We start from the raw sequence: 12,394 nt of genomic DNA on the forward strand, positions 1-12,394 counted from the left end.
GACGGAAAGCCGTTTCATGCTTTTCCTGGAACTGCTTAAGTTATTGTCGTTTAGAGCTTTTCAAGTCTTCGTTTGTGGAGGCTCGGTGAAGGTCGTGTAGACCTTGCGAATATCCTCGAGCAGTTCCTGCCGTTCCGGGCCGCTCCAGCGGTGGAAATCGAAGAGTTCGGTACAGTAGAAGCCGGTCAGCGCCAGATAGGCCATCAGCGCTGCCCGCGGTTTCGGCCCGGCGGCCATGGCCGCCAGATCGTCGAGCACCCATTTGCGGATGATCTGCTGCAGATTTTCCTCGCTCGACATGGAAGCGCTGATCGCCATCGCGACGGCGCGGTCGGTATCGTCGAGCGTCTTGTCGGCGGCGGCGATGCGGCCGTAAAGCTCCGGGTGAGGGGTGTCCGCACTCGCCTTCACGCACTCTTCCATATGGGCAATATCGGCCCCGACGCGGCGGTCCACCAGCGCTTCCAGAAGGGCGCTCTTGGTCTTGTGGTCATAGACGACGCGCGACTTGCTGACGCCCGCTTCCCTGGCGACGGCATCGATCGAAAGCCCCGTCGCACCTGATCGTACGACGACGCGCTCGGCAGCGTCGAGAATATCGTCAGTGGTGATCTTGCGCGTTCGTGTCACGAATGGGTTTCCAGTTTTCGCGCATAAAAATACGAACGTTCGGATTTAAATGCAAGCGCTTTTGTTTTTGAGGCTAGGACATCGTTCCGGAGGGTCACTAAAAGGCTCGAGAATAAGGCGAGCGGGCTCACAGGACCCGCAAAATCCGCGCCTCCACCGGCTGCCCGATGCCCTTGAGCGAGAGCATCCGCGCTTCGCTCTCGGCCATCAGTTCCGGCGCCTGACGGGCGGCTTCGGCGGAGATCACGATCTCGCCCGGCCGGGCCTGCGATTCCAGTCTCGCGGCCTGGTTCACCACGCCGCCGATCGCGGTGAAATCGCTGTGGAAGCTGGAGAATTCGCCGATCTGCACATCGCCTGTGTGTATGCCGACGCCGACGCCGAGCGGTTCGCCGACGTCGATTTTGCGCAACGCTTCGGCGCAGGCGCGCTGGATTTCAAGTGCGGCCATGATGGCGGCTGCGGCATGGTCCTTGCGGGTGATCGGGAAATTGAAGATCGCCATCAGCCCGTCGCCCATCTGCTTGTTGACGATGCCGTCATTGGCCCAGATTGCGCCTGCCGAACGGTCCTGGAACAGGCTGACGATATGGCTGAGTTCGACGGCGCCGATGCGTTCCGACAGGCCGGTATAGTTCCTGATATCGGCAAAGAGGATGGTGGCGCCTGACGTGATGTGGCGCTGCTTCTTCACATATTGGAAGGAACGCTCGCAGATCGTGCAGATATCGGGGTTCATCTTGCTTCTGGTGATGCCGAAGGCGCGTAGCGGCAGCGAGAGCGGGCCGCCGATCGGGATCGGCATATGCATCTGGTCCCAGCAGCCGCGGCAGATGCCCGCGGTGCCTGGCCTTGCCTGATGCCTGATCGCTGTTGTCGCTGTCATGGTCGCAGTTCCCCTGGTGAAGGCAGCTTCCGCCAGTCCGGCAGGTTTGGCAACAGGCAATGCCGCCGGTCAGGCGTCGTCAGGCAGGACGTTGCGCGCATCGGCCTCGTGCAGCCGCTTTTCGGCAAGCGCGATGAAGGCGCGCACCAGCGGCGAGAGGTGTTTGCTGCTGGGATAGACGACATGCAGCCCGCCCGCAGGCGTCGTATAGTTTTCCAGCACGCGCTGCAGCCTGCCATCGGCGATCCCGGCGAAGGCGATGCCGTAGGGCAGTTGAGCGATACCGTAGCCGGCGAGGGCTGCGGCCATGACGGCCTGCATTTCGTTGGCGGCAAAACGGCCCGAGACAGCGACGGATTCTTCGCCCTTTTCTCCCCGCAGCACCCAGAGTGCATGAGCGGCTGACGGACCGGCGATGACGCATTGATGGGTGGCGAGATCGGCCGGGGTTGACGGCATGCCTGCACGGGCGAGATAGGCGGGGCTGGCGCAGAGCAGGCGATAGGTGGGGCCGAGCCTGCGGGCAATCAGGGTGGAATCCTCCAGCGTTCCGGTGCGGAAGGCGAGATCGATGCCGTTGTCGATCAGGTTCAGTTTCTCGTCGGTCAGCCGCAGCTCGACCCTGGATTTCTCGTAGGTCGCCATGAACTCGAAGATCGTATCGGCCAGGAAGTGGCTGACGAAGCCGACGGGGGCGGAAATGCGGATGGTGCCCGCGGGCTCGGCGCGGGCTTCGGCCAGCCGGATATTGGCCTCCTCGATGCGCCGCAGCGCCTGGCTCGCCTCCTCGTAATAGAGGCGCCCGGCATCCGTCATGCTGAGGCTGCGGGTGGTGCGCTGCAGAAGCCGCACGCCGAGTTCGCGCTCCAGAGCGGCGATACGGCGGCTGACCGTCGTCTTCGGCGTGCCGATCAGCCTCGCGGCGGCGGTGAAGCTGCCGGCTTCGATGACGCGGGCGAAGATCGCGATATCGTTGAGATCGATCATTGGTGCCTGAGATGGTACGATGTTTTGCATTTGTAGGTTATTATGGCCCAATGCGACAGTCCCTACTTTGGCTTATCAGCAACGATCCCGGGGGATTACATCCCCCCAACGAAAGGGAGTATTGAGATGAGCACTACCAGAACCGTTCTCGTAACAGGCGCAACCGGCCAGCAGGGCGGCGGCGTCGCCCGCGCTCTCGCCTCGCGCGGCCATCACGTCAAGGCGCTGACCCGCAGGCCCGACGGCGATGCCGCCAGGCGGCTTGCCGCCACAGGTGTCGAAGTCGTCGCCGGCGATCTCGATGACAAGGCCTCCATCGTTCAGGCGGCAAAGGGTGTCGAGACCATGTTTCTCATGGGCAACAGCTATGAGGCAGGCGTGGAGGCGGAGACGCGCCAGGGCATCGCGGCGGCCGATGCGGCAAAGGAGGCAGGGATCGGCCATCTGATCTATTCCTCGGTATCCGATGCCGACCGGAAGACCGGTATCGGGCATTTCGAGAGCAAATATCTGGTCGAACAGCATATTGCCGGGCTCGGCATTCCCTATACGATATCGGCCCCGGTCGCCTTCATGGAAAATACCGTTGCGCCTTGGACGATCGCTGGCCTGAAACAGGGCTTTTACGCCGCGGCTCTGCCGCCGGCCCGCGTGCTGCAGCAGATCGCCACCGACGATATCGGCCATTTCGTCGCAGCGCTTGCGGAGCGCCGCGAGCAGGTCTTCGGCAAGCGGTTCGACATTGCCGGCGACGAGCTTTCGGGCGAGGCGCAGGCGAAGATCCTCTCGGACGCCATCGGCCGGCCGATCCGTTTCCAAGAGCTGCCGATCTCCGTACTTCGCCAGCAGAACGAGGATCTGGCGCTGATGTATGAATGGTTCGACCGCACCGGCTACTCCGCCGATATCGCAGCGCTCCGCCGGGATTTCCCCGAGGTCGCCTGGCACAGCTATGCCGACTGGGCGAAGGGCTTTGACTGGAGTGTCCTCGACAAAGCGTGATGTCAGTCATCACCGGATGGTGACAGGAGTGCGGGCCGGACTTTGCGGCTGGTCCGCATGATCCAGCCACTCCCTTGACGGCGGGCCGCCGGGCACCACTTCACCCATCACTGAAGCGGAGGGTCCCGGTGCACCGGTTTGATCATTATCTGGTTTTCATGCTGTTGGCGCTCGGCGGCGGGCTTCTCATCGGCCTCATGACTCCGTCGGGCGAGTGGTATGCGTCACTTGCCAAACCCTGGTTCACGCCGCCGAGCTGGCTGTTCGGCCCTGCCTGGACGATTCTCTACTTCCTGATCGGCATCGCCGGCGCGCGGACCTTCGAGCACGGCAGGCATTCACCCGTCATGATCATCTGGATCGCCCAGCTCGTCTTGAACTTTGCCTGGTCGCCGGCCTTTTTCGGCCTGCAGCTTCCCGCACTCGGCCTTGTCATCATCATAGTCCTGCTGGTGTTGATAACAGTCTTCATCGGGTTGTCGTGGCGACGCGATCGGCTGGCATCGGTGCTGTTCGTTCCCTACGGCTTGTGGGTGGCATACGCCACTGTTCTCAATGCTGCGGTCGTCGCGTTGAATTAGGGTTCCTGCCGCTTGCCGCAGTGCCCGCGAGCCCTAAAAATAAAGGGTGGGCATTGTCCCGTTTATCTGTCGCTTTTGGGGGAGGCTGCGATGGCGTCGAGTTTCAATGTCGAAAGTGCCGATGGTTACGAACGCCTGATGGGGCGCTGGAGCAAGCGGCTCGCGCCCGGGTTCATCGATTTCGCCGCGCTTGCGGATGGGGAAAGCATTCTCGATGTCGGCTGCGGCACGGGAAGCCTCACTTTCGCGCTGGCGGAAAGGCCCGGTCTCAAATCGATCACGGCCATCGATTTTTCGCCCGTCTTCGTGGAAGCCGCCACCCAACGCAACACGGACCCGCGCATCACCATTCAACAGGCGGATGCCTGCGCGCTGCCCTTCGAGGATGACAGCTTCGACCGAGCGCTGTCGCTGCTTGTGCTGCATTTCGTGCCGGAGGCCGGCAAGGCGGTGGCCGAAATGCGCCGCGTCGTGCGGCCGGGCGGCGTGGTCGCCGCCGCCGTCTGGGATCATTATGGCGGCATGTCCGGCATGCGCATGGTGTGGGATACGGTCGCCATGATCGACGCCAATGCGCGGGCGATGCGGCATCGCTATTCTTTCCAGCCGATGATGCGGCCGGGGGAGATGAAGGCGAGCTTTGTCGATAACGGCCTCGTCGATGTCGAGGAGACGTCGCTGACCATCCGCATGGATTACAGTTCCTTCGATGATTTATGGGCGCCGATCGCCGCCGGCGAAGGCCCGCTCGGCAAATATGTGGCGGGGCTGGACGCCTATACGCGCACGAGGGTCGATATCGCTGTCAGGGATGCCTATGAGGCCGGGGAGCCGGACGGGCCGCGGTCGTTTGCGTCGGTTGCCTGGGCCTGCCGCGGCAGGGTGGCGGCGTGAGATTGATTCGGGAGCGACATCAATCCCCTGCCTCACCTCGGCCGGCGGATCGCCCGCACCTTGCCGCTGCCGCCGCCGCCGGCATAAAAGACATCGGCTCCATCGGATTCCAGCCCGGAAACGCCGGTGCCCTCGGGCATGTCAAGCCGCTCGAGAACATCCCCCGTCCTGGGGTCGATGCGCCTGATGTCGCTCTTGTCGTCCTGCCAGGTGGCGTGCCACAGTTCGCCATCCACCCAGGTCACACCCGTCACATGGCGCTTGGATTCGATCGTGCGCAGGATCTTGCCGGTCTCCGGGTCGATCTCGTGAATGCAATTGTCGCGGTACTGGCCGACCCAGAGGCTGCCCTCGCACCAGGCCATGCCGGAATCGGCCCCCTTACCGGGCGCGGGGATGGTGGCGACGACGGTGCCGGTCTCGGGATCGATCTTGCGGATCTTGTCTTCGGCGATCTGGAAGATGTAGCGCCCGTCAAAGGCGGTGCCGGCATGGGCGGCGACGTCGATGGTAGTGAGTTCGGCGCCGCTTTCGGGGTCCAGCGCCCGAAGGTTTTCGCCGGCGGCAAACCACACCCGGCTGCCGTCGAAGGTAACGCCGCCGATATTGCGAGTGCCCTCGAAGGGGCCGTATTCCCTGATGATTTCTGCCTGTGATGTCTTCATGGTGCTCCATCCTCTCTCTCTCACCAATGATGTTATTCGCTCGGCAACGGCCCCGGGAGTAACAATGTTGTCGGGAAGCCGACGACCGGCGGCATCATCCAGCGCCGCGCGCGGCCATTGCCGAAACACTGCACCTTGCCGGCCGCTCCGAGCGCATCGAGCGCCCGCTGCACCGTGCGCGGGCTGAGGCTGAGCGCAATCGCCAGCGCCGTGCTGGACCAGGCTTCGCCGTCGGCGAGCAGCGCCAGCAGGAAGGCGTGCTCTTCCTCGACCGGAGGGGCGAGGACGACGACGTTTCTCCCGCCGTGCGGCTGAAGCGTAAAACCGTGGCTTGTCGCCTTGATTTCAGCAAGATCGGCAAGAGCGGCGCGCAGCCGGCCGATCTCGACGCGCAGCCGAGCCCGATGGGATTCATCGGCATGGCGGGCGCGGAAGGTGCGGGCAAGCAGAGCGGAGCGGGAGACATCCGAAGGTGCCGCTTCGGCAAGCGCGCGGGCGAGGGTGAATAGCACCTGGCGGCTCGCCAGCGGCACGATCTGGGCACCTGCGCGCACAACATTGCGGCAGGCATCGACGACCAGCGTATCGGAGGCAAGCAGCGCCTCGACTTCCTGAAGCTGCAGCAGGTGCTCCGTGCCGCCATCGATCAGCCGGGCGGCGGGCGCTTCCAGAACTCTCGCCGCATCCCGCACCTCGATGGCGAGCGCAGGGATATCGGCCCTCAATGCGGCCTGTGCTGCCCTTGCCAGCGCGCCGCGCGCCGGTTCCGTGCGCAACCGGCGGATCGCCACGCCGGCAACGGCGAGCTCATGGCCGGCGCGGGCGGCCGGCGGCAGCGGCGAGGGGTCGAGATCGGCCAGCAGCTTTTCGGCCGCATCCAGGCGGCCGATCAACAGCAGGCGGCGGATCTGCAGGTTGCGGGCGTGGGCTGCATTGACGCGGTCGCCACGCTTTTCGAGCGTGGCGCGCGCCGCCTCCAGCGCCTTTTCCGGCCAGGTCAGGTCGCGCGAGACCAGGGCGATCTCGGCTTCGGCGACGATGCAGCGCGCACGCGCCACCGCTTCCCGCGGGCCGAAGGCGCGGGCGGCACTTTTCAGGAGTGTCTTGGCGCGGGTGAGATCGCCGAGCTGGGCCATGGCAATGCCGCGCAGGGCAAGCGCCGGCGGGTCGTCGCGCAGCGCCACGCGCTTCATCGCGCCCAGCGCATCGCCCACGGCCAGCGCCTGTGCGGCAGCTGTTATCAGCGAGTCCATCGGAATCCCGTCACACTTGTAACTCCCACCCCTCGGGCATCCAGACCTAGTTTATTCCCCATCGGCAGGCAACGGCCCGCCGTCACACACGTATCAACGCAAGTGAGGAGAAGAACCATGATGACGCACAAGACCGGAACACGGGCGGAATGGCTGCAGGCGCGGCTGGCGCTCCTGGAAGAAGAAAAGGCGCTGACGCGCCGCAGCGACGAGATCGCCGCCAAGCGCCGGGACCTGCCCTGGGTGAAGATCGAGAAGGAATACAGGCTGGAGACGGAAAAGGGCGTCAAGCCGCTTTCGGCGCTCTTCAAGGGCCGTTCGCAGCTTCTCGTCTACCATTTCATGTTCGGCCCGGATTATACGGCAGGCTGCCCGTCCTGCTCGTCGATCGCCGACGGTTTCAACGGTGTGACCGTGCATCTGGAAAACCACGATGTCGCCTTCAGCGCCGTTTCTCGCGCGCCGTTGGAGAAGCTTCTGGCGTTCAAGCGTCGCATGGGCTGGACCTTCGACTGGGCCTCGTCATCGCCAAGTGATTTCAACCGTGACTTCAATGTCTGGTTCACGCCGGAGGAACAGCAGAGCGGCGGCATCGAATATAACTTCCGCCGCGAACCGCCTGTCCCCGCCGTGCTGCAGAAGCAGGAACCGAATGCCGAACGGAGCCCGGCCGATCTGATTGCCTCGATGACCGGCACCGATCTCAACACCTTCGCCCGCGAGAGACCAGGTCTCAGCGCCTTCGTCATGCAGGGCGGCGATATCTACCATACCTACTCCTCCTACGCCCGCGGGCTGGACGGCGTCTGGGGCATGTACCAGTGGCTCGACCGCGCGCCGTTCGGCCGCAACGAGGAGGGCGTCTGGTGGCGCCACCACGATCGCTACGAGGCAGCCTGATGCGCCCGTCAGCATCCACACCAGGGGCCGGCAGTTCTGCCGGCTCCCACCTGCCATCAGACATTGCGCGGGGTCTGTCCCTTGCGGCGGCACCGACCTTTGCCACCATGGCGGCACTTTCGGCGAGCGAGCCGGCGGCCGACATGATCTGCTCGATGAGCGGCATGTCGATGCATGGGGCGTCGGTGTTCAGCGGCATGGTGCCGATGTATGTGCTGATGAGCCTGTTCCATGTCGGGCCGTGGTTGCGGCTGATGGGAGGCGAGGAACGCGTCCGTGGCTCGTGAGGCATGGATTTTGAAGCTCGTTACAGAGATGAAGATGTGAAGGTTTGTCGTGTGGCACCCCTCTCTGGCCTGCCGGCCAGAGAGGGGTGCCACACGCGACCGGGCAAAGATGTAAGCATCCCCAATCGCGGCGATGTGATGGAACCCAGTCAGCAACACTGACGTTTCCGCACCGCTGTCAACCGACAGCATGCCCACGCTGACACCCCTTCCGACGGCATCCGGAATTGCCCGCCTCGCCGCCGCTTTCGGACGGAGGAAATGCTTATGTCCGCACTGGCAAGCCTGCGCGCGCTCACGCCGCAGCAGCGTAACGCTGTCATCGCCAGCTATCTCGGCTGGACGCTCGACGCCTTCGATTTCTTCATTCTCGTCTTCGTTCTCAAATATATAGCCGAAGAGTTCCATACCGACGTTCCCGCGGTCTCGGTGGCGATCTTTCTCACCCTTGCCATGCGGGCGCTCGGCGCCCTGATCTTCGGCCTTGCGGCGGACCGTTACGGGCGACGTATCACGCTGATGGTGGATGTGCTGCTCTATTCGCTCTTCGATTTTCTGACCGGTTTTTCCACCGGGCTCACCATGTTCCTCGTGCTGCGCTCGCTCTATGGCATCGCCATGGGCGGGGAGTGGGGTGTCGGAGCCTCGCTCGTCATGGAGACCGTGCCGGAGGAAAGCCGCGGCATCGTCTCGGGCATTCTGCAGGCGGGGTACCCCTCCGGCTATCTGCTTGCCTCGCTGCTGTTCTTCCTGCTCTTTCCTGTGATCGGCTGGCGCGGCATGTTCTTCGTCGGCGTGGCTCCGGCGCTGCTCGTGTTCTACATCCGCCGCAATGTTCAGGAGAGCCCGGTCTTCGTGAAACGCCAGCAGCAGGGGCGCCGGCCGTTCCTCGCCGTGCTGCGCGAAAACATTCCGCTCTTCATCTGGGCGGTGCTCTTGATGACCGCCTTCAACTTCTTCAGCCATGGCACGCAGGATATCTACCCGACCTTCCTCGAAACGCAGCGCAACTATTCGAGCTATACGGTCGGCGCGATTGCCATCGTCTACAATATCGGCGCGATAGCAGGCGGGCTGTTCTTCGGGGCGCTCTCGCAGCGCATCGGCCGCAAGCGGGCGATCGTCATCGCCGCACTGATCGCCGTACCCGTGGCACCGCTCTGGGCCTATGCGCCGGGGCCGGTGCTGCTTGCGATCGGCGCCTTCATGATGCAGTTTTTCGTGCAGGGTGCCTGGGGCATCGTGCCGGTTCATCTCAACGAACTTTCTCCCGACGAGGTGCGCGGCACATTTCCGGGCTTTGCCTACCAGATCGGCAATCTGCTGGCGTCCGGCAATGCGACGATGCAGGCAGGTCTCGCAGCCCATTGGAACGGTGACTACGCGGCCGCGTTGGTAATCGTAGCCGTCGTCGTCGCCATCGCGGTCGCGGTGCTGTCGGGCCTCGGGTACGAGAAGAAGGATGTGCTCTTCGGCACGGAGGAGGCTGAAGCGCCCAGTGGCGCGATGCATCGCGCCTGACTTCTTCTCGATGGAGGGCTCGCACTACAGCGCCGCGCGTCTTTTAAGACGCGCAAAGGACGCTGTAGTGCGCGGCCTTCTCTATTTATAGTTCCTGCAATTATGACGGTTATTTCGCTTTTCTTTTTTGGGACTGCGGTTAAACTTTAACTTGCAAACCTGGGGAGGGAGAAATGGTTGCTTACTGGAAATTGCGTTACGCATTTCGACGTTATCCGGCAGACAAACAGAAGGCATTGCGAGATCAGACGATCGACGGATTGAAACGGCTCAAGACGCAGATCGCTGCCGCCATGCCGATCCGGACTGCCGGACAGACCTTGCTGCTGGGCACCTGGAACATCCGCAATTTCGATGACAACCGCTTCGGCGACGGCCCGCGGCTCGATGAGAGTTTCTTCTATCTCGCAGAGGTGGTTTCGGCCTTCGATATCATCGCGGTGCAGGAGATTTGCGAAGATATGGCGCCCTTCGAGCGGCTGATGGAAACGGTCGGGCCGGAATATGATTACATCATGACCGACGTGACGCTGGGGGAATCCGGCAACAAAGAGCGACTGGGCTTCATCTACAACAAGAACAAAGTTCATTTCACCGGGGTTGCCGGTGAACTGGTGCTGCCTTTCGAGCAGCAGATTTCCGACGTGACCAAGGCCAGACAATTTGCCCGCACTCCTTTTTCCTGCAGTTTCCAGTCGGGCTGGTTCAAGTTCAATTTCGCGACCGTCCACATCTATTACGGCAAGGACAAGCTGACGGCGCCGGAATTCAAAAGGCGCGTGAATGAAATCGATGCGGTTGCAAAATTCGTCGCCGATCGCGCCAAGGAGGACAAGACGACCGCACATATCCTCGTCGGCGATTTCAATATTGACGCTTTCGATGCGCCGACCTTCGATGCACTGGATAGACACGGCTTCCAGGTCTTCAAGAATAATATAGGCAGCAACTCCACCCAGACGAAGTTCTATGACCAGATTTCCTTCATGCCGGAGGCGGGCGAGGTGAGCCTCGCCAATCCTGGCAGCGGCAAGGCGCATGGTGTGCTGAACGTGTTCGAGTCCGTTTTCCGGAAGGATGATTTGAAGCTTCACCGCGATGCCGTGATCGCCTCCATCGACAGCAAGATCGCAGCCGCCGACGAAGAGATCGCTCGTCAGCAGAGGGCCGCTGACAAACCGGGCGCCACGACTGAAAGAATAGCGACCGCACAGAGGAAGATCACCAAGCAGAGGGCTTTCATCGCCGAGCAGACGGTCCTGAAGACCGACGAGCCGAAGCTGCAGGCATTCTACGAAGAATGGCGCACCTACCAGATCAGCGATCATTTCCCGCTTTTCGTGGAGTTGAATATCGATTTTGCCGCAGGTTATCTCGACAAGCTGAAGAACGACGAGACGATCATCACCTGAGGGGAAACACTATCGCTTCGGACGCTCGGGACGGCTGCATCGGGGCCGTCCCGTTCCGGCCCTGGCAGAGATTTCCGCATAGGGCTTTCTTAACCCGCTGGGTCTAACGTCCTCCATGCGCCGGTTCTGTATCGCGTCCCGCCGCGAGGGTTCATGGATAGTAATTTCGCCTTCCTGCTGCCGGTCATGATGCTGATTTTCGGCTGCACTTTCCTGATCGTGAGCCGTTTCGGGTCGCGGGAAGCGAAGTTGTGGGGGCCGGGTTATCTGTTTGCCGCGGCCGCTTTCTCCGTTCCGCTGATCGACAGCCTGGTTGCCGAGCGCACCGCATCGCTGATTGCCGATGCGCTGTTCCTGATCTCGTTCATTTTCTATTCGGGCGCGCTGCTCGCCCGTTTCGGGTTGCCTTCCTGGCTGGCGCAGCGTTTCGGCTTTTCAGGGGCGATCTATGCTGGGATCCTCTATGCCGTGCTGGTCCTGCAGAGCATTCCGGTGGAGTTTCTGCTGGATGATCTCGGCTGCGCGGCGCTGCTCGCCTTTGCGATCGCCACCAGCCTGCGGCGCGTGCGCCATGCGGCGGACAGAGTGCTGCTGGCGGTCTCCGGCCTTGTGGTTGCCGATACGGTTATCCGCAATATCGTTTTCGTCTTCATCATCCCGTCCTATGGCGGCCACGACGATTTCATCTCGTCGAAATATGCCTTCTATATGCAGGCCTCGGCATCCATCCTGGCGCTGATATTTGCGCTCGCGGCACTTGCGGCAGCCACGTTCGATACCATCACCGCGCACCGTGATGCCGCCGAGCGCGATCCGCTGACCGGCATGTTCAACCGGCGCGGTTTCGATCGTATGGTCGGCGAGCGCGGCCGAGTGCAGGGCGCCGTCATCATCTGCGACATCGACAATTTCAAATGGGTGAACGATACGTTCGGTCATGGCGCCGGCGACGAGGTGATCCGCGCCTTTGCTAGGATCTTGCAGGTGCGGCTGCCGGAAGGCGGTTTTGCGGCGCGTTTCGGCGGCGAGGAATTCGTGATCTTCCTGCCTGAAACGCCGCTGGTAGCGGGTGCCGATTTCGCCAACCGGGCACGGCTTGCCTTTGCGGCGATTGACCGCAAGGCGATCGGGTCCGATGGCGTGCCGATCGGGTCCGACGGCGGGATCACTGCAAGCTTCGGCGTTGCGGGCGCCAATCCCGCCGATCACTCCCTCTACGAGCAGATCGCCCGCGCCGACAAGGCGCTCTATGGAGCCAAGGAGGCCGGGCGCAACAAGGTGATGGTCGAGGGCGAACCGCCCAGCGACATGTCCGGGCCGCGGGTGGTCTCGGTGGCCTGAAAGGCATTGCCGACGACGGCTGTGCCCCGGAAAGG

The 12,394-nt window shown here is 62.7% G+C and carries 13 protein-coding genes; 8 read left to right on the plus strand and 5 right to left on the minus strand.

What is annotated here, in order from left to right; genetic code table 11:
* Nucleotides 1-60: 60 nt before the first annotated feature.
* From FHT87_RS31550 to FHT87_RS19395, 3 genes are all read right to left on the minus strand, one after another.
* A complete protein-coding gene (locus FHT87_RS31550; protein ID WP_183734722.1) occupies nt 61-630 on the minus strand; it encodes a TetR/AcrR family transcriptional regulator in 570 nt (189 codons plus the stop codon).
* Nucleotides 631-757: 127 nt separating this feature from the next.
* Nucleotides 758-1,516 carry an adenylate/guanylate cyclase domain-containing protein gene (locus FHT87_RS19390; RefSeq protein ID WP_183804343.1) on the minus strand — a complete coding sequence of 253 codons (759 nt, stop codon included), beginning with the start codon at nt 1,514-1,516 and terminating at the stop codon, nt 758-760.
* Nucleotides 1,517-1,585: 69 nt separating this feature from the next.
* The gene (locus FHT87_RS19395) at nt 1,586-2,503 is read right to left on the minus strand and encodes a LysR family transcriptional regulator (RefSeq protein ID WP_183804346.1); all 918 of its coding nucleotides are present in this window, start codon (nt 2,501-2,503) and stop codon (nt 1,586-1,588) included.
* 126 nt (nt 2,504-2,629) lie between these two features.
* On the opposite strand from FHT87_RS19395, the gene FHT87_RS19400 reads away from it, so the two are divergent.
* The 3 genes from FHT87_RS19400 to FHT87_RS19410 all read left to right on the plus strand — a co-directional run bounded on the left by FHT87_RS19400 (nt 2,630) and on the right by FHT87_RS19410 (nt 4,980).
* On the plus strand, nt 2,630-3,505 hold the full coding sequence (locus FHT87_RS19400) for an NmrA/HSCARG family protein (protein WP_183734725.1): 876 nt from the start codon (nt 2,630-2,632) through the stop codon (nt 3,503-3,505).
* A gap of 128 nt (nt 3,506-3,633) precedes the next feature.
* Complete coding sequence (locus tag FHT87_RS19405; RefSeq protein WP_348647645.1) at nt 3,634-4,086, plus strand: TspO/MBR family protein; 453 nt, start codon at nt 3,634-3,636, stop codon at nt 4,084-4,086.
* A 90-nt stretch (nt 4,087-4,176) separates the two neighbouring features.
* Complete coding sequence (locus FHT87_RS19410; protein WP_183734726.1) at nt 4,177-4,980, plus strand: class I SAM-dependent methyltransferase; 804 nt, start codon at nt 4,177-4,179, stop codon at nt 4,978-4,980.
* Nucleotides 4,981-5,012: 32 nt separating this feature from the next.
* Here FHT87_RS19410 and FHT87_RS19415 read toward each other — a convergent pair whose 3' ends face one another.
* Together FHT87_RS19415 and FHT87_RS19420 are read right to left on the minus strand one after the other, a co-directional pair.
* Nucleotides 5,013-5,645 carry a PQQ-binding-like beta-propeller repeat protein gene (locus FHT87_RS19415; protein WP_183734727.1) on the minus strand — a complete coding sequence of 211 codons (633 nt, stop codon included), beginning with the start codon at nt 5,643-5,645 and terminating at the stop codon, nt 5,013-5,015.
* Between the two features lie 32 nt (nt 5,646-5,677).
* Nucleotides 5,678-6,898, minus strand: coding sequence for a helix-turn-helix domain-containing protein (locus FHT87_RS19420; RefSeq protein ID WP_183804349.1), 1,221 nt, complete (start codon nt 6,896-6,898; stop codon nt 5,678-5,680).
* A 117-nt stretch (nt 6,899-7,015) separates the two neighbouring features.
* Here FHT87_RS19420 and FHT87_RS19425 point away from each other — a divergent pair, with 117 nt between their 5' ends.
* From FHT87_RS19425 to FHT87_RS19445, 5 genes are all read left to right on the plus strand, one after another.
* Nucleotides 7,016-7,798 carry a thioredoxin family protein gene (locus tag FHT87_RS19425; protein WP_183804352.1) on the plus strand — a complete coding sequence of 261 codons (783 nt, stop codon included), beginning with the start codon at nt 7,016-7,018 and terminating at the stop codon, nt 7,796-7,798.
* On the plus strand, nt 7,798-8,085 hold the full coding sequence (locus FHT87_RS19430) for a hypothetical protein (protein WP_183804355.1): 288 nt from the start codon (nt 7,798-7,800) through the stop codon (nt 8,083-8,085). Before FHT87_RS19425 ends, FHT87_RS19430 begins: the two co-directional genes overlap by 1 nt.
* 267 nt (nt 8,086-8,352) lie before the next feature.
* Nucleotides 8,353-9,606 (plus strand): MFS transporter, encoded by a 1,254-nt coding sequence (locus FHT87_RS19435; protein WP_183734731.1) that lies wholly within the window; start codon nt 8,353-8,355, stop codon nt 9,604-9,606.
* 173 nt (nt 9,607-9,779) lie between these two features.
* A complete protein-coding gene (locus tag FHT87_RS19440) occupies nt 9,780-11,018 on the plus strand; it encodes an endonuclease/exonuclease/phosphatase family protein (protein ID WP_183804358.1) in 1,239 nt (412 codons plus the stop codon).
* A gap of 153 nt (nt 11,019-11,171) precedes the next feature.
* Complete coding sequence (locus tag FHT87_RS19445) at nt 11,172-12,359, plus strand: GGDEF domain-containing protein (RefSeq protein WP_183804376.1); 1,188 nt, start codon at nt 11,172-11,174, stop codon at nt 12,357-12,359.
* Nucleotides 12,360-12,394: the final 35 nt, after the last annotated feature.

The sequence above is a fragment of the Rhizobium sp. BK316 genome (assembly GCF_014193695.1).
Taxonomy (GTDB): Bacteria; Pseudomonadota; Alphaproteobacteria; order Rhizobiales; family Rhizobiaceae; genus Rhizobium.

What these genes read in the sequence shown, in the direction of transcription:
- FHT87_RS19425 (WP_183804352.1), top strand. Translation starts at nt 7,016, where the DNA reads ATGATGACGCACAAGACCGGAACACGGGCGGAATGGCTGCAGGCGCGG.
- FHT87_RS19410 (WP_183734726.1), top strand. Translation starts at nt 4,177, where the DNA reads ATGGCGTCGAGTTTCAATGTCGAAAGTGCCGATGGTTACGAACGCCTG.
- FHT87_RS19400 (WP_183734725.1), top strand. Translation starts at nt 2,630, where the DNA reads ATGAGCACTACCAGAACCGTTCTCGTAACAGGCGCAACCGGCCAGCAG.
- FHT87_RS19390 (WP_183804343.1), bottom strand. Translation starts at nt 1,516, where the DNA reads ATGACAGCGACAACAGCGATCAGGCATCAGGCAAGGCCAGGCACCGCG.
- FHT87_RS19435 (WP_183734731.1), top strand. Translation starts at nt 8,353, where the DNA reads ATGTCCGCACTGGCAAGCCTGCGCGCGCTCACGCCGCAGCAGCGTAAC.
- FHT87_RS19420 (WP_183804349.1), bottom strand. Translation starts at nt 6,898, where the DNA reads ATGGACTCGCTGATAACAGCTGCCGCACAGGCGCTGGCCGTGGGCGAT.
- FHT87_RS19440 (WP_183804358.1), top strand. Translation starts at nt 9,780, where the DNA reads ATGGTTGCTTACTGGAAATTGCGTTACGCATTTCGACGTTATCCGGCA.
- FHT87_RS19415 (WP_183734727.1), bottom strand. Translation starts at nt 5,645, where the DNA reads ATGAAGACATCACAGGCAGAAATCATCAGGGAATACGGCCCCTTCGAG.
- FHT87_RS19395 (WP_183804346.1), bottom strand. Translation starts at nt 2,503, where the DNA reads ATGATCGATCTCAACGATATCGCGATCTTCGCCCGCGTCATCGAAGCC.
- FHT87_RS19430 (WP_183804355.1), top strand. Translation starts at nt 7,798, where the DNA reads ATGCGCCCGTCAGCATCCACACCAGGGGCCGGCAGTTCTGCCGGCTCC.
- FHT87_RS19445 (WP_183804376.1), top strand. Translation starts at nt 11,172, where the DNA reads ATGGATAGTAATTTCGCCTTCCTGCTGCCGGTCATGATGCTGATTTTC.